Origin of the sequence: Gluconacetobacter sacchari (assembly GCF_014174255.1) — a bacterium.
Classification (GTDB): domain Bacteria; phylum Pseudomonadota; class Alphaproteobacteria; order Acetobacterales; family Acetobacteraceae; genus Gluconacetobacter; species Gluconacetobacter sacchari.
Genome location: NZ_JABEQJ010000017.1, coordinates 49,214 through 67,691, shown reverse-complemented (window position 1 = coordinate 67,691; position 18,478 = coordinate 49,214). Strand labels below are relative to the sequence as shown.

The 18,478-nt window shown below is 62.3% G+C and carries 21 protein-coding genes and 3 pseudogenes; 16 read left to right on the top strand and 8 right to left on the bottom strand.

Translation table 11 applies throughout. The features are described 5' to 3' along the window. Window positions 1-11: 11 nt before the first annotated feature. The 3 genes from HLH48_RS13565 to HLH48_RS13555 are packed head-to-tail and all read right to left on the bottom strand — an operon-like array spanning window position 12 to window position 2,708. Entirely contained in the window at window positions 12-962 is a 951-nt protein-coding gene (locus tag HLH48_RS13565; RefSeq protein ID WP_220795119.1) for a ketopantoate reductase family protein, read from the bottom strand. A 28-nt stretch (window positions 963-990) separates the two neighbouring features. Beyond that, entirely contained in the window at window positions 991-2,151 is a 1,161-nt protein-coding gene (locus HLH48_RS13560) for an alpha/beta fold hydrolase (protein ID WP_220795118.1), read from the bottom strand. Then, window positions 2,148-2,708, bottom strand: coding sequence for a DUF302 domain-containing protein (locus HLH48_RS13555; protein ID WP_182998027.1), 561 nt, complete (start codon window positions 2,706-2,708; stop codon window positions 2,148-2,150). Before HLH48_RS13555 ends, HLH48_RS13560 begins: the two co-directional genes overlap by 4 nt. A 60-nt stretch (window positions 2,709-2,768) precedes the next feature. Here HLH48_RS13555 and HLH48_RS13550 point away from each other — a divergent pair, with 60 nt between their 5' ends. Together HLH48_RS13550 and HLH48_RS13545 are read left to right on the top strand one after the other, a co-directional pair. Beyond that, the gene (locus HLH48_RS13550; RefSeq protein WP_182998026.1) at window positions 2,769-3,353 is read left to right on the top strand and encodes a TetR/AcrR family transcriptional regulator; all 585 of its coding nucleotides are present in this window, start codon (window positions 2,769-2,771) and stop codon (window positions 3,351-3,353) included. Window positions 3,354-3,541: 188 nt separating this feature from the next. Next, window positions 3,542-3,908 (top strand): annotated as a pseudogene (locus HLH48_RS13545) (transposase); the annotation flags it as partial. Window positions 3,909-4,008: 100 nt separating this feature from the next. On the opposite strand, the gene HLH48_RS13540 reads toward HLH48_RS13545, so the two are convergent. Then, window positions 4,009-5,280, bottom strand: a complete 1,272-nt coding sequence (locus HLH48_RS13540; protein ID WP_182998025.1) for an MFS transporter — start codon at window positions 5,278-5,280, stop codon at window positions 4,009-4,011. Beyond that, complete coding sequence (locus tag HLH48_RS13535) at window positions 5,277-5,732, bottom strand: MarR family winged helix-turn-helix transcriptional regulator (RefSeq protein WP_182998024.1); 456 nt, start codon at window positions 5,730-5,732, stop codon at window positions 5,277-5,279. Before HLH48_RS13535 ends, HLH48_RS13540 begins: the two co-directional genes overlap by 4 nt. 194 nt (window positions 5,733-5,926) lie before the next feature. On the opposite strand from HLH48_RS13535, the gene HLH48_RS13530 reads away from it, so the two are divergent. The 7 genes and pseudogenes from HLH48_RS13530 to HLH48_RS13500 all read left to right on the top strand — a co-directional run bounded on the left by HLH48_RS13530 (window position 5,927) and on the right by HLH48_RS13500 (window position 13,162). Next, window positions 5,927-6,370: a DUF2000 domain-containing protein gene (locus tag HLH48_RS13530; protein WP_306309926.1), complete on the top strand. Its 444-nt coding sequence runs from the start codon at window positions 5,927-5,929 to the stop codon at window positions 6,368-6,370. A 238-nt stretch (window positions 6,371-6,608) separates the two neighbouring features. Continuing rightward, window positions 6,609-7,433 (top strand): annotated as a pseudogene (locus HLH48_RS13525) (DUF932 domain-containing protein); the annotation flags it as partial. A 613-nt stretch (window positions 7,434-8,046) separates the two neighbouring features. Beyond that, window positions 8,047-9,894 (top strand): reverse transcriptase/maturase family protein, encoded by a 1,848-nt coding sequence (locus HLH48_RS13520; protein WP_182998023.1) that lies wholly within the window; start codon window positions 8,047-8,049, stop codon window positions 9,892-9,894. Between the two features lie 84 nt (window positions 9,895-9,978). Continuing rightward, window positions 9,979-10,356, top strand: a pseudogene (locus HLH48_RS13515) (DUF932 domain-containing protein); the annotation flags it as partial. 83 nt (window positions 10,357-10,439) lie between these two features. Continuing rightward, entirely contained in the window at window positions 10,440-10,880 is a 441-nt protein-coding gene (locus HLH48_RS13510; protein ID WP_182998022.1) for a hypothetical protein, read from the top strand. Next, window positions 10,867-11,913, top strand: coding sequence for a DUF7146 domain-containing protein (locus HLH48_RS13505; protein WP_182998021.1), 1,047 nt, complete (start codon window positions 10,867-10,869; stop codon window positions 11,911-11,913). The genes HLH48_RS13510 and HLH48_RS13505 overlap by 14 nt, the downstream gene beginning before the upstream one ends. A gap of 322 nt (window positions 11,914-12,235) precedes the next feature. Then, the gene (locus HLH48_RS13500) at window positions 12,236-13,162 is read left to right on the top strand and encodes a DUF2493 domain-containing protein (protein ID WP_012222334.1); all 927 of its coding nucleotides are present in this window, start codon (window positions 12,236-12,238) and stop codon (window positions 13,160-13,162) included. A gap of 9 nt (window positions 13,163-13,171) precedes the next feature. Here the strand turns inward: HLH48_RS13500 and HLH48_RS13495 are convergent, their stop codons facing one another. Then, window positions 13,172-13,381, bottom strand: a complete 210-nt coding sequence (locus HLH48_RS13495) for a hypothetical protein (RefSeq protein WP_012222335.1) — start codon at window positions 13,379-13,381, stop codon at window positions 13,172-13,174. A 164-nt stretch (window positions 13,382-13,545) separates the two neighbouring features. Between HLH48_RS13495 and HLH48_RS13490 the strand changes: the two genes are divergently transcribed. From HLH48_RS13490 to HLH48_RS13465, 7 genes are all read left to right on the top strand, one after another. Next, window positions 13,546-13,986 carry a hypothetical protein gene (locus HLH48_RS13490; RefSeq protein ID WP_041249218.1) on the top strand — a complete coding sequence of 147 codons (441 nt, stop codon included), beginning with the start codon at window positions 13,546-13,548 and terminating at the stop codon, window positions 13,984-13,986. A gap of 602 nt (window positions 13,987-14,588) precedes the next feature. Next, complete coding sequence (locus HLH48_RS13485) at window positions 14,589-14,915, top strand: DUF736 domain-containing protein (RefSeq protein WP_041249219.1); 327 nt, start codon at window positions 14,589-14,591, stop codon at window positions 14,913-14,915. Between the two features lie 341 nt (window positions 14,916-15,256). Then, entirely contained in the window at window positions 15,257-15,409 is a 153-nt protein-coding gene (locus HLH48_RS13480; RefSeq protein ID WP_173363360.1) for a hypothetical protein, read from the top strand. A gap of 214 nt (window positions 15,410-15,623) precedes the next feature. Continuing rightward, a complete protein-coding gene (locus tag HLH48_RS13475; RefSeq protein ID WP_456305411.1) occupies window positions 15,624-15,851 on the top strand; it encodes an XRE family transcriptional regulator in 228 nt (75 codons plus the stop codon). Window positions 15,852-15,862: 11 nt separating this feature from the next. Further along, complete coding sequence (locus HLH48_RS13470) at window positions 15,863-16,141, top strand: DNA -binding domain-containing protein (RefSeq protein ID WP_012222341.1); 279 nt, start codon at window positions 15,863-15,865, stop codon at window positions 16,139-16,141. Window positions 16,142-16,204: 63 nt separating this feature from the next. Beyond that, window positions 16,205-16,573 (top strand): transcriptional regulator domain-containing protein, encoded by a 369-nt coding sequence (locus tag HLH48_RS22945; RefSeq protein WP_012222342.1) that lies wholly within the window; start codon window positions 16,205-16,207, stop codon window positions 16,571-16,573. Next, window positions 16,491-17,039 (top strand): DUF2285 domain-containing protein, encoded by a 549-nt coding sequence (locus HLH48_RS13465; RefSeq protein WP_246387327.1) that lies wholly within the window; start codon window positions 16,491-16,493, stop codon window positions 17,037-17,039. Before HLH48_RS22945 ends, HLH48_RS13465 begins: the two co-directional genes overlap by 83 nt. A gap of 10 nt (window positions 17,040-17,049) precedes the next feature. Here HLH48_RS13465 and HLH48_RS13460 read toward each other — a convergent pair whose 3' ends face one another. Further along, on the bottom strand, window positions 17,050-17,709 hold the full coding sequence (locus HLH48_RS13460) for an SOS response-associated peptidase (protein ID WP_012222344.1): 660 nt from the start codon (window positions 17,707-17,709) through the stop codon (window positions 17,050-17,052). A gap of 36 nt (window positions 17,710-17,745) precedes the next feature. Further along, complete coding sequence (locus HLH48_RS13455; RefSeq protein WP_012222345.1) at window positions 17,746-18,156, bottom strand: hypothetical protein; 411 nt, start codon at window positions 18,154-18,156, stop codon at window positions 17,746-17,748. Between the last annotated feature and the right edge of the window lie 322 nt (window positions 18,157-18,478).

Genomic DNA, 18,478 nt, shown 5'->3' with positions numbered 1-18,478 from the left:
GCCTCGGACAATTATGGGCTTGGCTGCGCGCGTTCGGTCGACTTCAACGTGAGGCCACGGTAGACGAAGAGGCGTGTCGCGGCCGCCTGAAGCAACGGCGCGGCCAGGCCATGCCGATGCCCACGGTCGACAAGGTCTTGCAAGATCGCCTCGACCTCGACGTCAGCGCCATCGATGAGGTCGCGATACATTGACGAGGTCATCGCCGACCCTCGCTGAGCGAGGAGCGCCGCCGTGCTCTCGAAAAGCGCCTTCGACGGCGGGAAACCTGCAGCGCCCGCGATATCGGCGGCCTCCTTTAGGATCGCATGAGCCGTTTCGACGCCTCCGGGAGCCTCGGCGATGGCGCCGACCGGGCCACCGAGCAGGCACGTTGCGGCGCCGACGGCAGCAAGCTGCACCCACTTCTCCCAAAGGTCTTGCACGATGTGGGTAAAGACGGTGGTCTCAAAACCAGCGGAGCGCATCGCATCGACTGCGGGTTGCAGCCGTGATGAAACTTGGCCGTCCAACTGTCCGACGATCAGGGTCTGTAGCGGCGTCTGCTGCTGGATCACATTGCCCTTGAGCTGGACCACGATGCGGCATGCACCTCCCAAAACACGGTGCCGCCCGAACAGAGCTTCGAGCCGATCCATATGCCGCATGCCGTTAAGCACCGGCAGGATCAGTGTGTCAGGCCCGACCGCCGGCGCGAAGTCCTCAGTGGCCGCGTCGAGCCCGTACCCCTTCACGCTGAGGAAGATCAGGTCGTAGCTTTCCGTCAATCGATCCGCTGTCACGAGATCCGGAGCAAGCTCGAGGTTGCCCAAAGGGCTTTCCACTTCCAGTCCCAACGCTTTGAGCTTCTTCGCGCGAGCCGGCCGCACCAGAAACGAGACGCCTTGACCGGAGGCGGCGAGGCGGGCGCCGAAATAGCCGCCGACCGCGCCCGCTCCGACAATAAGAATCTTCAAACTCATACTGCTTCCAATCTCGTGCGATGTCGGACTATTTGCGTGGGCTGGCAGCGCTTCCTTCGCCGCCGTCCAGTTCGCGCATGAACGTCCCCACATGCTCTGACCAGAGCTCGGGATGCGCCATCGTCAGGTGACCGAAGGATTGAGCGGTCCCTTTTTGGACGACGTACCGGGCGCCAGGGACGGTCGGCGTCAGCCGCTCGAGGATCCCCAGTTGATCGGGATTGAACTCGTCATCGTCGAAATTCAGGGCGAAGACCTTGGTCCGGATGCGCGAGAGGCCCGGTTCGGGATCATAGTCGGCCGACGACTTGATCGAGTAGAGCACATCGTTCGGATCGGCGGCGCGCGACTGCTGGTTCATGTCGTTCAGCCAGGCGTCGGTGCGCTCACCATCTGGCGCGACCTGCTGGAGATGGCTTACCCCATCGATCATCATGCGCAGAATGGAGTAGCCGGCGGCGAAACCGGGCGGCGGCGAGGTGTAGTCACCGTCCTTCCAGGCAGGATCGTTTCGGATCAGGTTTATAACCAGATGCCGCCATATCGCGTTGCGACCGGAAACCTTTATCGGCAGCGACACGACCGGCATGATACCGTCCATGGCATCCGGATAGGCCTCAGCCCACTGCCAGGCATTCATTCCGCCCATCGACATGCCGAAGACCGCATGAAGGTGGCGAATGCCGAGCGTCTCGGCGACCAGCTTGTGCTGGATGTCCACCATGTCGCCATAGCCGTAGTTCGGAAACTTGCCACGCAAACCATCGCTCGGTTTGCTCGTATGACCGCAGCCGATGGCATCGGGGAAGATGAGGAAATATCGCTTCGCATCGAGCGGACGCCCATCCGCATAGAGCGATTGGGTATAGGCCCGCGTCGTAACCGCCGCACTGTCCGCGCCTGTCCAGTGCAGCACCAACACAGCGTTGTCGATCTGACCTCCGGCATCGCGATGAGGGGTGCCCAAGGTCAGGTAATGGACGTGCAGAGACGGCAGCACCTCACCGTCGCGGAACCGATAGTTTTGATAGGTCGCATCGCCGGCCTTGTAGCCAGCATCGCTTGGCTGACCCCAAGGACCGGTTTGGGCCATCGCGGGCGCCACGGCGAGCCCTGCAACCGCGACGGCAGCCCCGAGGGCGAGAGAGAGACGTCGCATGCCGCGCTTCGTTCGATCGGCCACCATCATGCCTTCTCTCCGCAGACTTGCTCGGCCAAGGCCGCGAGCTTGGCGTCCAGCTTGCGCGCCGCCTCGGTCACCTCGGCGTTATTCAATCGGCTCATGAGGGACGAGGGGAGGTCATAGCCAAGCCTCACCTCGCCCGCCGCATTCTCGTAGATCAGCAGACGGACAGGCACGTTGAGCCCCACCTCGACGTGATGCTGCAGCATCGTCCGCGCGATCAGCGGGTTGCCCACGATGTAAAGCCTCGATTTGATATGCGGCCCGAACAACGCCAGCCATCCACCATGGTCCAACGTCAGGAACCGCATGAAGCCGCTCGACCCCGCGATCTCATTCATGCGGCGCTCGAATTCGTCCGCGTTCTTCGAGCCTGATCGGGCCTGGGCGTAACGATCGCCGGACGCATCGCCGGTCACAGCTTCGAAGGCGATGACCGTCTCTTCGAAGGATTTGCTCGTTCCATAATCGAGATGCTCGACCGTGTACCGATCTATCATCCTTGGCTCCTTGTCCGGAGCAGCACGGCGCTGCCTCTTGCAATTAAAGATGATTGTGTTCATCTATTTTTGCAAGGGTGTCCGAAGCCGGTTCGGAAAGAAACTTTCGACGGAGTGTGTCCAGTGCGACGATCCAAGGCAGACACGCAGAAAACACGCGAGCAGATCGTGGCTGCGGCGGCGGACGAGCTTCGCGACAAGGGGATCGCCGGCGCCAATCTGACAGATGTGATGGCTGCTGTCGGGCTGACCCATGGCGGCTTCTATCGTCACTTTGAGAATCGGGATCAGCTTCTGGCTGAGGGCCTCAAGAGGGCCATCGATGTCAGTCAAAATCTTCTGACCGAGCGCTTGGCCGTTGGCGGCGTAAACCAGGCTGTCACCCAATACCTCACGGCCGACCACCGCGATGCAAAAATTCCACGTTGCCCTTATGCGGGCCTCGGATCGGAGCTGAAACGCGACCCCGGGCTCAAGGCCGAAGCCTCGCGGGGGCTGATGAGCCAAATCGACGCCATCCATTCCGAGTTGGGCGACTCAGCAGATGCACAGGATCGAGCCGCTCTCATCCTCACGACCATGGTTGGCGCCTTGGTCGTGTCTCGCCTCGTCGAGGATCGCGAACTTTCGGACCGGATCCTGGACCTGGCGAGCAAACAAAGTCTGGCGCTCGCATCGGGCGGCAGCCGGACTGGGGGCGCTCTCTAGTTGTATGATTGTGAGACGTCATTGGCGTAGAGCATGATGCGGTCGAGGTCGTTCATGATACCGGCACCGTTCGTGGCTTTGTAGCTTCGGTTACGCAGACACCGTCGCTGCTGAAGGCGCTCGGCCACTTTTGCGGTGAGCGAAAGTCCACCCAGAACGCGTTGTCGCCGCTGGATGTGGGCGTGATTGAAACCGCCGAAGACGCATCGCGCCAGTGGCGGCACGTCACGGACATGCTGCGCGAAGGTTTTCCGAAACTGGCGGAATTCATGGAGCGGACGGAAGTGGACGTGCTTGCCTACATGGGCCTTCCTCGGGAGCATTGGACCCAGATCTCGTCGACGAACCCGATCGAGCGGGTGAACCGGGAGATCAAGCGTCGCTGCGACGTTATCGGAATTTTTCCCCAACGACGCCGCCATCATCCGTCTCGTCGGCGCGCTGATGCTCGAGCAGAACGACGAGTGGGCTGTTTGCCGACGCTACATGACACTGGAAGGACTCGCCGCCATCAGCCATGATCAAACCATCAGCCTGGCCGCCGTGGCCGCCTGATCCCCTCGAACCCGTCTCCACACCACGCCTCGGGACACAGCCAGGGCAAAGCCCTTAGAGGGCCTATCCCATGCGTCAGTCTCTGGGCGATCTGGTATAACTAAGTGGCTTCGTCCTGTCGCAGGGTCAAAAGAAGCACGCCCGCCGCAATGACGCCCATGGTGCCTGCCGCTAGAAATGCGGGCAGATAGGTACCGCTTTGCTCGCGGATGACGCCGCCGCCGAAGGCGGCAAAGGCCGCTCCAAGTTGATGCCCGGTCTGGATCCAGCCGAAGACGATCGGGGCTTCTTGCTCTCCGAACGTCTCGTTCGCAAGCTTGACCGTGGGCGGGACAGTGGCGATCCAGTCGAGGCCGTAGAATACAGCGAAGACGCCTAAGCTCATTGCATCGAAGCTCAAGAAGGGGAGCGCCATTAGCGAGAGCCCGCGGAGACCATAGTAGACGATCAGCAGCACGCGTGGATTATAGCGGTCGGTCAGCCATCCCGATGCAGTGGTTCCGAAAAGATCGAAGAAGCCCATGGTCGAGAGCAGACCGGCGGCAGCCACAGGGGTGACGCCATGGTCACCGCAGAAGGCGATCATGTGGGTGCCGACGAGGCCGTTGGTTGTCAGACCGCAGACGAAAAAGGTGCCGAACAGCAGCCAGAAGACAGGGCGTCGCGCTGCGCTAACCAGCACGCTGATTGCAAGGCCGGCCGTGCGAGCCTGTTTTGGCGATGCTGCTGGCACGCTGTCCGGGCGCTCGCCGAACCGACGCGTGCCGATATCGCCGGGATGCTCGGGCAGCACCAATGCGACGATCGGCACAAGAATCAAGCAGGCGAGGCTCACGGCGACGACAACTGGCCTCCATGCCCCCTGATTGGACAGCCAAGCGAGAATCGGTAGGAAGATTAGCGATCCTGTCGCCGTGCTGGCGCTAAGCAGGCCCATGATCAACCCCTGTCGCGTGGCGAACCAGCGATTGACTACGGCCGCGCCGAGCACCGAAGCAACTGTTCCGCTGCCGATGCCGGACATCACGCCCCAGCTCAACACGTATTGCCACGGAAGGCGCATCCAGAGACTGGCGAAGGTCGAGCCGGCCATGAGCATCAGGCCCGCCAGCATCGTCCGTCGGATACCGAACGACATCATGAGCGCCGCCGCGAAGGGACCAACAAGGCCGTAGAGGAAGATGCCGATCGCAGCGGCGAAGGAAATGGTCGATCGGTCCCATCCGAAGTTGAGCTGAAGCGGCATCATCAGAACACCCGGCGTTGCGCGCAGGCCCGCCGATACCAGAAGCGCGAAGAAGGTGACGGTGACGATCAGGACAATGTGGACGCGCGCGGACACCAAGCCGGTCCGGTGGAGCATGCGGCTCATTGTGTCGTCGCTTCCTGCGAAATCGTTACCAGATCCTGGAGCGCAGTTTCCGTGGTCGCCCAGCGATCCAAGCCAAACCTTTCTACTAGACTTCGCTGGGCGGCATGCCACGCATCAGTAGAGTTCGCGACAGCCTCGTGCCCCTTGCTGGTCAGACGAACGGTCTTCGCGCGTCCATGACCATCATCGAGCGCAATCCAGCCTTCGCGCGCAAGCGGCTTGAGTGCGCGATAGAGCGTGGTTCGGTCCATCACGAGAATGTGGGCGAGATCCATCAGAGGCAGCGGTTCGCGCCGCCCGATGTTTCGGAGCACCGCGAACTGCGCGAGTGAGATGCCGGTGTTTTCCATCTTCTCGTCGTAGAAGCGAGTGACCGAGCGTGACGCCTTGCGCAGCGCATTGCAGACGCAAGTCAATCCGTCGATAGTGAGTGAACTATGATGCATATGCATCTTATGCTATGATGAGCGCTGCAAGGTCAACTGGTCTGCCCTGGAAAAATTGGTCCAATTCTGAAGAGAGTCCTGCGGGACGCGAGGAAGGGACAAGACAATGGGACGACACCTTAACATGCCCGCTGCTGCGTGAAGCAATCAAGCTGAGCGACATTGAACAAGAAAGGGAACGCTTCTAATGAACAGACAAAATAATCACGAGAACGAGTTCGTGTCCGAGAGCGCGGCCTTGCGGGTTAGGAAGATCGCCATCTTGCTACGCAGAAGATCTGCTCCCTTGGCAGAGACTGAATGTTGCCGCGTTTACGATCAGCGGCGTGGCTGCTACACCGTCTGCTGTCGGTGAAGCCTATCGAGATGCCTCTGGCTATGAATACCTGCCAATGTTCAATGAGCCCGTTCTGGTGTTCGGAGCTTCAGCAGATGAGATGAAGCGTACGGCTGGCCGCGCGCGATCCCGTGGTGTCGCCTTCTCTGTGTTCACGCAGGATCTGTTTTCGACGTTTAATGACGAAGACAATCGCGGCGCTGTTGCTGCCGTTGAGACTGATGCTCTGGATATCGTGGGAATGGCATTTCGGACAGATCGATCGGTCGCCGATAAAATACTGAAGGGCTTGAAGCTCCTAAAGTAGTAGGGTGGCCGGCCCCGTGCTGCTCGATCTGGAACTGACACACCATTCCCGCGCAGCGGGTTCGTTCCTCCCCACGTTGTCCTCGTAATTTCGGCGAGGCTGCGGCCTCGCCGTCTTTCGGAACGAGGGGCAGGGTGTCTCCGCGGTCGGATGGGATCCCGCGTGGGAAGTAGTCATAGGAGGAAGAGGGTGGCTTCGCCTTTGGTGCCGAATAGCCGGCATCAGAGGAGAGTTTTCCATGACCACGACCACCATCCTGCCCCCTGCGTCCCGTGGTGCCGCGTCCAGCGGCTTCCGGATCGACCCCTCCCGTGGCGACCGCAATGCCCGCGTATCGTCCGAATGGTTCTCGCGCCCGGATGATGAGCGATATCTATCCCTGTCCGACTTGCACGCCGCGACCCTGGCGCGGGCAGATCGGGCTACGGCCCGCACGGTGGAAAGCCGCGCCATCCGTGTGGAAGCATCCCGCGACAATGCCGAGCGCCTGACCCTAACCGTGCCGGGACAGAATGAGCCAATCGCACCGACCCACTGGTCATTCGGCCAGATGTGCAGTCTGGTGGGGGCACCGTCGTCGTACCTGCGCAACCTTCCGGCACCGCTGGCGGCCATCAACCTGCAGCACGGCCTGCTGTCGCATCGGGCCGAACTGGTGAAAACGCTGGAGACCGAAGACGGGCGCGTGGAACTGCGTGCCGTCACTGGCCCCGATTACGGCCGCATCTGGGACCACGAACTGGTCGGAGCGGTGCGCAAGATCGCCGGTGACGGCACCGGCGATACCAACTGGAAGGTGCCGGGTGTGATCGACTGGGCCACCATGACCCACAATCCCTATGTCGACATCACGAAGGAAACCACGACGCTCTATGCATCGGATCGCGACGTCTTCCTGTTCCTCGTGGACGATACACACCCGATCGAGGCCGGACGCCTGCCCAATGGCGACCCAGATCTCTATTTCCGGGGCTTCTACGCCTGGAATTCGGAAGTCGGCAGCAAGAGCCTCGGCATTGCGTCATTCTATCTGCGCGGAGTGTGTCAAAATCGTATGTTGTGGGTGCGCCGTGGTGGCGCGATCAATTGAGTGGAGGATGACTTCTCAGGGAACCAGGAACTGCCTGATGCCCACCCGACTTACCTTGGCCAGCAATGGCTGCGACCGGGAAACCGGCAGGGGACAATAGCATGTCGGGAAAAGGCGTCTCCGGGCCGAAACCATTGTAGGTTAGCGGGACGTCAGGGCAAGACGTGTATGGTGAATGCTAAACTGCGTGAAGCCTAGATTCAGGAACCTTATGCCGGGTCGTGGCGCAGCAATGGTTGACGCGCCATGCCGTGCGAAGGGAAGACTACCCCATAGCGTCTTCCTAAACTTGGTCGCACGGTCCAGCTCTCGTCGAGAGCCCAACGATCGAACGGGCCACCTAACCACGTCGCATCTCACTGATCGCGTAAACACGGGATCGCCTAAGCGGGCACCTCTCCGGTGTCCCGTAAGGCGACGGAGCCGCCATAATAGCCAAACGCCCGGGGTAACTCCCGGGACAGCCATCTCCGGATGGACGGGCACGGGTGAAACTGACCGGGCAACCGGATGGGGAATCCCCTCTGCGCGGGTGAAGGGCGGCGCGTTTGCTGGGTCTGTTCAACTTCATGACGGAGGTCTGCTGATGCAACCGGATACCGTAGAGAAGAGACTGGACTCGATCGTAGGACTGTCTCGTCAGGGAAAACGTATCAATGGCCTGTTCAGGCTGCTTGGCTGCCCGCTCCTCTGGGAACAGGCATACGAGCAGATCGCCCCGAATAAAGGGGCGCTTACGCCCGGAACTGACCCCGAAAATACTCTCGACGGCTTCTCGCTTGAAAGACTGGAAAGGGTCAGAACCGCTGTGATGGACGGATCATATCGTTTTTCCCCGGCGCGCAGGCAATATATCCCCAAACCCAACGGGAAGAAACGCCCGCTGGGCATTCCCACCGCTGACGACAAGCTCGTGCAGGCGGCGGTGAAAATTCTGCTCGAACACGTCTATGAGCCGGTTTTCGCCGAACAGTCGCACGGGTTCCGCAAAGGGCGGTCATGTCATACTGCACTGACGGAAATCAGGCGCACATGGCATGGCATCAAGTGGCTGATCGAAGTTGATATCGTTGGATATTACGACAATATCGACCATGAAATTCTTCTCGGTCTGTTAAGAAAACGTATCGATGACGAGCGTTTGATACGGCTGATCGGGCGGATGCTCAAGGCTGGCTATCTTGAAGACTGGGTGTTCCACCGGACATTCAGCGGGGCGCCTCAAGGTGGTGTCATCTCGCCGATCCTCGCCAACATATACCTTCATGAACTTGATGAGTTCATGGGGGAAATGAAAGCCCGGTTCGACAAGGGGGCGGGTCGGAAGCGAAGCGCCCATTATCTGGAATGCTCCAAACAGATCCAGATAAGACGCAGAAAGATCGAAAGACGGCGTGTATGGGGAGAAGAGAAAGAAATCCCCATTCTGCTGGAAGAGATCAGGGAATGGGAGCGGCGGCGTCAGGAGATGCCGTCTGTTGATCCGTTTGATCCTGATTTCCGTCGTCTCCGTTATTGTCGATATGCCGATGATTTTGTCATCGGCATCATTGGCAGCAAGGAGGAGGCCCGCAGGATAATGGTGGAGGTTCAGGAGTTTCTTGGACACCATCTTAAATTGCTGGTCTCCGAGGAGAAAAGTGGGATCAGCAAGGCAGACGAAGGGGCCACGTTCCTCGGGTATGGCCTGAAGACGTATGGCGATGGTCGGACAAAGCGAATGGTGGCCGGTAATCGTGCCGTCACCAAGCGCATTCCTGATGATCGCATGCAGCTTCATGTCCCCGTTGACCGTCTAGTTCGTTTTGCCGAAAGGCAGCGCCTCGGGAATATTCACATCAACCGGGGTGAGGCACGGTGTGAACTGATCAACAATTCCGATATCGCGATCCTGACCGGATATAATGCGCTGATGCGGGGGCTGGCCGAGTATTATAAACTTGGGACGCTCTGGAAGCAGGAGATCGGCAGACTTTACCACATCTGGTGGTGGAGTTTGATGAAGACCCTGTCGCGGAAGCATAAGTGTTCGGTTGCGAAAACGGTAGCGAGGCTCCGGACTGAGGATCGCCTCGGCCTGTGGTATGAAGGTCGCACACAGCGACGGTTCATGCCGATGTTTCGTCTGGCCGATATCAAGATCGATCGGACACCTCCATATGTCGACCGTCAGATCACGACGCTAAGGCATTTTGCGGGCAGGAACGACATTGTCGATCAACTGCGCGCACGATCCTGTCAGGCGTGCAAGATGGAAGACATACCGTTGGAGGTACATCATGCCCGTAAGATGAGTGATATGCAGGGGACCACATTGTGGACTCAGGTCAAGGCAGCACGGACGCGCAAGCGTGTGGTGCTCTGTCATGACTGTCATGTTGCCCATCATGCCGGGCGTTTACAGGCCAGACTGTCACATATGGTGCAAGCGTAGGAGCCGGATGATGGGAAACTATCACGTCCGGTTCCGTGGGAGGGGTAGAGACTATCCCATCGGGACGTCTCGCCCCTACCCGACGGCGTCGAAAATTTCGAACAGATCACGATCCGGCATAGCAAGTTTGCAGCGTCCCGTTTCGTGCATCAGGCGACGCCAGCGCTACGGAACTTCGCCACGGCCAGCCCAGCGTCGTTTGTCTCGGGCATCCAGGCGTCACGCCGGGCGCTGGTGGCGAAAAATGACGAGGACCGCGAAAGTTTCCTGCGTCGTCGTGGGTTCTCCAGACCGGAAACCACGAAAATCATAGAAACGGTCCTGCACGAGGAGGGCCGCAAGCCCGAGAGCGTGTTCGATTTCGTGCAGGGGATCACCGCCCTGGCGCGGACGAAGGCCAATCAGGACACGCGGCTGGATCTGGAAGAGAAGGCCCGCAGGCTGATGGAGCGTGTGTCCTGAAAGCCGCTTTTCTGTCTTTCCGCCAATACGTTTTTACGAGCCCGGCCATTGTGCCGGGCTTTTTCGTTTCGGGAGTTCTTCCGATGGCTGATTTCTTCACGCATTTTTCCTGCGTTCTCGACGTGGGCACAGTGGACAATGCCGCAACGGCGCTCGACCTCTACAATGAATTCATGGACGAACTGGCGGCGGAAGATCCGCCGTCTGACGGTTTTGTCCTGTCGATCGTGCCTGAATATGGCGGCACCAAACTCTGGATGCACGATGAGACAACCGGCGATCCGCATCAGGTGGTGGAATTCGTGCTACGCTGTGCGCGAACATTCCGGTTGCGGGGCCGATGGGGATTCCAGTGGGCCAATACGGCCTCACGTCCCCGGATCGACGCCTTCAGCGGCGGCGCGCATCTGCTTGACCTGGGTCGGCGCAAGACGATTTCATGGATAACCACTGATCGCTGGCTGGCGATCGCCCTCGACGGAGGCGATCCCGACACAGGAGGGCAGGGCGATGACCTTGCATGACGCGGGCGATCTGGCCCGCCGTCTGGCGGAGAACGCAGAGGCGGTGTGCCGGCGGTATCTGTCCGCCGGTCGCCGTCACGGCAATTACTGGCTAGTCGGTGACGTGCGCAACACGCCCGGCCGGTCGCTGTTCGTCCGGCTGCGCGATACCGCCAACGGCAGGGCCGGAAAATGGACGGACGCACAGTCGGGCGAGCATGGCGACCTGCTCGACGTGATCCGCGAAAGCCTCGGCCTGGTGGATTTCCGCGATGTGGCCGACGAGGCGCGCGCCTTTCTCAGCCTGCCTCGCCCCGATCCAGTGCCGTCGTTGCGGGAGCGCCAGGTTCAGGAACGCGGACCCGCCAGTTCGTCAGAAGCGGCGCGTCGGCTCTGGGCCATGTCCGGGTCGATCGCGGGCACACAAGTAGAAGCGTATCTCCGCAGACGCGACATTACGCTTTTGCACGGAAGCGGAGCCCTGCGTTTCCATCCGCGCTGCTTTTACCGCCCGGACGAGGACGGTCCGACCGAGGCCTGGCCCGCGATGATCGCCGCCGTCACCGACCTCGACGGCACCCTGACCGGTGTGCATCGCACCTGGCTGGCGGCGGACGGTCGTGGCAAGGCGCCGGTCGATCATCCGCGCCGTGCCCTGGGCGGCCTGCTCGGCCATGCCGTGCGCTTCGGGGTCGCAGCCGACGTGCTTGCCGCCGGGGAAGGCATCGAGACCGTCCTGTCGCTGCGGCAGGTGCTGCCCGATTTGCCACTGGCCGCCTGCCTGTCTTCGGCGCATCTCGCCGCCATGGCGTTTCCGTCCATGCTGCGCCGTCTTTATGTGTTGCGCGATGACGATCCGGCCGGGGATCAGGCGCTGGCGACGCTGCACGCCCGCGCGGATGACGCCGGGATCGAGCTGATCGGCCTGTCGCCCCGGCTGGGCGATTTCAACGATGATCTCCGTGCCCTCGGACGCGGGGCGCTGCGGGCGATCCTGCATCCCCAACTCGCGCCAGCGGACGTAGCCCGCTTTCTGGAGGCCGCCGGCACCTGAGCGGGCCGGAAAGAGGGGCGGGCGGTTTCCTTCTTCTTTCGGTGGGTCTGTTCGGCCTCCCGTCCGGCAGGTCCGCGCCTCGGCCTTTCTGGAGGGGAGCGGGCGTCAGCCGGGCCGGGCCTTCAATGGCGGGGCCGGCTATTTTCCGTCGCGCCCCTTGGGGGGCGCTTTACATCGCGAAGCAAAATAGCCGACCCCCTGCCATCCTCCGCTGCGCTGCGGCCGCGCGCGAGCGCGCGGTTCCGGCCCGTCCCTGGTCTGCCGCTATCCGCCCCCGGAAAGGCCGCGAAGGGCGCGGCCGGAGACCTGGGAGGGCAAAAACATGACCCGCACCGACGATTTCGAACCGCCGCACGCCGCTTCCTCCACCGCCCATGTGCTGGCTGAACTCCAGATGTATGGCTACCGTCCCTTCGAGGACGAGCCGGACCCGAGGCCGCTGCCTGAAGCTCCGCGCATCGGGGGTGCGGTCGCCGACATCTTCGACGCCATCGCCGCGACCCTGACCGACACCCGGCTGGAACCCGACCTTGAAGCGCTGCTCTGGTCCACCGTCAATGTCTTCCATCGCATGGTCGGCCAGGTCGAGCGTGAGCTTGACCGCAACGAGGCGGCGCAGAAACGCAGCCAGCAGGAACAGGATGGCAGCGAGATCCGCTCGGTGGAACTGGAGCGGCTGATCGCCGAAGGGCTGACCCTGATCGAGCGCCGCAACGCCTACGAGATCTTCCGCGACGAGGCGCAGGAGCAGTTCGAACGTCTGACCCTGAGCGCATGGCGACCGAAGACCGGCTCGCTGCTCTCACGCCGGACCATGACGGCTTCCATGATCGATAGCCGTGACTTCCTCAATGCCCGACGTCGCGCCGAGGGCGAATTGCTGGTCCCGCCCGGCCCCAAGGTCGTCGTCACTGGCGGTCTCGACTTCGACGACCATATCCTGATCTGGGACCGGCTGGACAAGGTGCGCGCCAAGCATCCCGACATGGTGCTGCTGCACGGTGGCTCGCCCAAAGGCGCCGAATTCATCGCCTCTCGCTGGGCCGATCACCGCGAGATCGTGCAGATCGCCTTCAAGCCGGACTGGACGAAGCATGCCAAGGCAGCGCCTTTCCGCCGCAACGATGCGCTGCTCGACACCATGCCGATCGGCGTCATCGTCTTTCCCGGCACGGGCATCCAGGAGAACCTGGCCGATAAGGCGAAGCGCCTCGGTATCCCGGTCCTGCGGTTCGGCGGCGGCGCGTAAGCGCCGTTTTCAGTCCGGATCGCCCGTGACCGCGATCCGCGCGGAACGGGCATAAAAGGCCAGTTCGATATCGCCGGGCACCAGAAGATCGAGCAGGCCCTTCATGTCCTGCATGTCCGAATAGGACTGAAACGGCCGTGGTTGCCGCTCGATCGCCAGCACTGCAATGGCGAGCGCCTTTTTAGCCAGATGCAGTTCGCGCCCCGTGATTTCCGCCATGACGTCTTCTCCCTGAGAGACGATAACGATGCACCTCCGCGTGCCGGACGCCAGTATGATTCTCGTTCCGTCGACAGACCATTTTCGCTATGATGAGGGTCGCGCCGTGGTGGTGGTGGCAGGCGCGACCGTCAGATCATGTCATCTCTACGGGAGCCGCCACCATGGTAATCTTCGCACCGTTCCTGATCGTCACCGGCATCGGATTTTTCTGCTGGCTCATCTTCACGCTCGCGGTCTTCGCCTTGCCGTTTGCCGGTGGGCTGTATGCCGGGCTCTGGGCGTTCCATACCGGCGCCGGAGTGATCGGCGCCCTGATCGTCGGCGTCATGGCGGGTATTGCGACTTTCACGCTCGGCCAGATCGCACTTGCCTGCGCGCCGTGGATCTGGCTGAGAGGACTGATCGTCCTGCTCTATACGGTGCCCGCCGTCATTGCCGGCTATAGCGCCACCCATGGCCTCGCCCAGATGATGATGCCCTCCGCCATCTGGCAGTCCTTCTTTTCGGTCATTGGCGCCATCGCGGTCGGCATCACCGCGGTCGTCCGCTTTACCGGCATGCCCCCGCCCGAACCGACCGGCGGAAGCATCGCGCGGGTCTGACGGCCTGCACGGTAGCCGGTGGGCAGGCCTGGATCAGGCATTTCGTGGAGACGCGCATCCTGTCGTCATGAGAAAGGCGGGGTGTGGCGATAAAGCCTGGCGCAACGTGCATCCGCCCCTGATGGTCCCTCTCGCGGGGCTGTCGGCTCCGGACCGTCTTCCTGTTCTGCGCGCGTTGACAGAAACAGTGGCCGACGCGGTGTGCCCGCGGGGCACCCGCCCACGAGAACGGGTCATGGTCACGGCCGGAACGGCCTGGTGACGATGCCTGGCTTCTTCTCTGCCGGATCCTGCACGCCGAGGGGGCATCATGTCCTCCGTGATGTGCGCTCTGTCGGGTCGCGCACGCATACGGCCTCTGAAAATGGCTGATCTAGCCGGAGGGCGGCTTCGCCTCGATCGGCTATGGCGCAACAGCGGGCCATAATTTTCTTCCCCTGCCGGCTGCGCCGTCATTCCGCGCGCACCAAGAAAATTCCGTCCCGCCGTCCTCCGCTGCGCTTCGGTCCCTGCGGGATGCACCGCCGCTCGCCTCCGTCTGTCCGATCGCCATCGAGGCCGCAATGGTGCGGGCTCGATAACAGAGATCACGGAGCAGTATCATGGCCACCATCGGCACCTTCAGGAAGACCGGCAACGAATATGTCGGCGAAATCGTCACCCTCTCGGTTCAGGTCCGCAATGTCCGTATCGTTCCCGACACCGGACGCCAGAGCGAGAACGCCCCCAGCCACAGGGTGTTCGTCAACAGGGCCGAGATCGGGGCGGCCTGGTCCAAGCAGTCCAACGAGGGACGCAGCTATCTGGGCCTCAAGCTGGATGATCCGAGCTTCAACGCCCCGATCTTCGCCAATCTCTTCAACGACGAGGACGGCGAGACCTACAGCCTGATCTGGTCCCGCCCCAACGGTCGCCGCAACGGCGACTGAAGTGCCAGCGATCCCCCGCCCGGCCGGTCCGGGCGGGGCCTTCGCATGACCGATCGGGAACTGGCGGGCGGGCCCGCAACGGTTGCGCCGTGCCCGATCCGCCGGTGTGCGGGCAAGAAACGGGAATAGGGCTTCCCTCAGTCTTCCCATTGTACCATGCCCGGCGTGAACCGCCTCAAGGACGCGCGGTCCCCCCAATTTTGCCCGGCGCCCCTGCGGGCACACCAGACAAAATCGGCTCCCCCGCGCGCCGCTGGCGCGGTCGCCGGCGGCGATCCCTGACCCGGTTCACGCGTGCATGAGGCAACGGCCTGTCTTCGAGAAACGAAAGGAGCAGGACGATGACCACGCTACACGACCAGATCCAGATGCTGCGCGCCGAACTCACCAGCTACGCACTCAGCCGCCGCGAGCGGGCACAGATCGAGCGCGAACTGAAGCAGGCATGCGCGCAATTCGCGGCGGACCGCTACGATGAGACACCCCCCGCATAGAACGGGGGGCTTTTCGTATGGTCGCCCGTACCTTCGGACATCCAGACGCCGGTTCCACTTGGCCATCATCCTGAAAGAACGATGTTGAATCTCTCTAACGCGACTATTATAGTCGTATTTCTGGTGTGCATGCTCCGCGTGTCGGATGTGATCATGGATGATCACTGGCCGACAGGTTAGGGCGGCACGGGCACTTCTGAACTGGACACAGGAGATGCTCGCTGAAAAAGCCCTCGTAGCACTGACCGCGCTGAAGCGCCTTGAATCCGAACGCGGTCTCGGCGTCCATGAGGGCACGACCGACCAGGTCCGCCGTGCGCTGGAGGCGGCGGGCATCCTGTTCATCGAGTCCGGACAAGGACGCGGCGTCATGTTTCTTCACGAGACTTCCGGTAATGAAGCGCGGCAGGCTAGGGTGCGTCGCGTTCGTTCTCCGACCTGATTGGCCCCACCATGCAGAAGCCCCCGCTCGACCCGCCCGTCGCCGACAGCGCCCCGGAAGCGTCCTGTCTCACCGGCTACGACGAACAGCACCTCATCACCTATCTGCGTCTGCTGGACGCCGAGGCCGACGGTGCGGACTGGCGCGAGGTCGCCCGGATCGTGCTCCACCGCGACCCGGCGGCCGATCCCGATGGTGTCCACCGCTGCTGGCACAGCCATCTGGCTCGGGCGCACTGGATGACCAAGCATGGCTACCAGCATCTGCTGCGTGGCGGCGCCCCCCACTGATACCCTGAATCGTTGCGTAATCCGCAAGACCTGTTGCATTGCCGGGGCGTAGCGGGCAGCGGGATGGTCTGGCATACTCTCGCGAGCAAGTGCTTGCCCAGTTCCCACCCGTTACGCATCGGAGACGACGCCATGAGCCGCGCCACCTGGCGGTCGGCGGGCGCGTACGAGGGCCTGCGGTCGCTCGACGCCCCTGCCTTTGCCTTGCAGTTTGTCAGTCGCAATCGGGACTTTATCCGTGAGCGTGCCACCCTTCAGCGCGCCCTGCGCCGGGGTGCCTTGATGCAGCCAGATGCCGAGGCGTTCGCCCGGCGCTGGGGGTTGCGATTTCGAAAGTGTCCGCACTGCGCTGAACCCGCGTACTGCGTTGTGGAGTGCTGCGGTGCTGCCGGGCGTGATCGCGCTGATGGAAGCACCGACCGGTCTCGCTGACCCGGATCACCCGCCGTTCACCTCCGTTTTTATCGGATTGCCGGCGGGCCAGGTTGGTGAACTCCTGCTTGAGCGCCCCGGCGTCGTTCTGCGCCTGCATCTGGTGACGTCGGAGATCGAAGCCCTCTCTGTCGTCCTGCCGCTCGACGCCCTGTTCGAGGTGCGCGTCCAGGCCGCGTTGCGGCTCTGGCGCGCGTTGATGGGCCGGCGCTCCGGACCCGATCCCGCGACCTTGTCGCCAGATCGGGTCACTCGGCTGATCCTGGCGCTCCGTACGCTCGATGGGTTGGACGCCGGGGCGACGCAGCATGAGATCGCGTTCGTCCTTTTCGGTCAGAAGGTTTCCTCACGGGACTGGCTCTCGCACGATCTGCATTTCCGCATGAAACGGCTGGTGCGTTTCGCGCGCGTGCTGACAGAAGGAGGATACCGGCGCCTGCTGCTCCATCCGTTCCGGGGACGATAGCGAGAGGGGGCTATTGCCGTGATGGGTCTTCCGGGGTCGCCCTGGCAACAATGGTCAGCGTGCCGTCAGGCAACGGGTTCTGCAAGAGCAGCGCATCGTCGATCGGCGCCGTCATCCAGCGGTCGATCTCCTCCCCGGTGGCCAGGACCACCGGCATGGCCTCGGGATGAATGGCTCCGACTTCGTGGTTCGGCTTTGTCGTAAGAAAGCCGAACAGGTCGTCCGTCGTCTCTCCGTCCTTCGCCTTGCGCACGGACGTCCACCGGCACCAGATGCCGGCAAAGAAAGCGAGCGGACGCGTCTCACCGAACGCGAACCAGGCCGGCGGCCGGGAACCGTCCGGCTGCGGTTCGGGCTCGGCGAAGCTGGTAAAGGGCACGACGCAGCGATGCGCGACATCGAGCCACGGCCGCCAATGCGGCGACTGCGGATTGCGGATGTTGGTCACGCCCCGATCGACCGTCTTGCCGGCGAGATAGCGGGGCGGCGTCGGCATCCCCCAGCGCGCCATCATCAGTTCGCGCCCGTCCACCGAATTGCGAACGATCGGCGCCATCATGTTGGGATAGATGCCAGGTAACGGCGGGAGATTGCCGGTGCGGTCGACCATGACCTTTGCGAGGTCGCGGATCGCCTGCTGGTTGGTGGTCATCGAAAACAGATTGCACACGGATCGCTTTCTCTTCCCTCGTCTCGCACGCGATGGCTATGCCCGCGAAGTCCAGCCGACGAAGCTCAGCCAAAGGCCTAACAGCAGTACGATAGCGGCGGCGATCAGCAACAGCGGGGGCGTTTCCACGATCGCGGCCGTCATGGCGGCGCCGAGGCTCGGCACAACCATGAGCGCCGCGCCCTTGAGCGTGATGACAATGCCGATCAGAGAAATTGCAATCGCACTCGGGCTCTCCCACCGAAGATGGAGTGCGACGATGGCGAGGCCCGCCATCAGGGTGAACGCGCCGGTGGCCAGCACCAGTGGGCCGTTCTGCATGAAGACCGGCAGCAGCATGGGCAATGTGCCCAGGCGGGCGAACAACGCGACAGCGAGCACCACGAGATAGGGCCCGATGATACGGGCCAGGGTTTGCGTCCGAACCGCGGGAAGATCGTCGGGCATCGGTATCTCCATACATGCGGCAATGGGAGGAACGCATGGAGCGAAGGCAAGGAACACATTATTTTTCGCGAAGTTGCGCCATCCTGACCTGCCCCTGGTGGTCGGGGACTCGGGCGGACGGCGGATCCCGGCTCTGGCGCCGTGCATGACGGCCTGGCCTTGCGCCGCGTTCAAGCCGTCGAGAGGGGGGCGCTCTCAGCGCTGCGGACGTAACCCCCTGTCCTGCAATGGAATCACGGTGTCGCTGCCACGATGTCGATTCCGGCTTTTCCGCCTGGGGCGACCCCTGCACGTGCGATGCGGCGTTGACTCTTGGATAGAG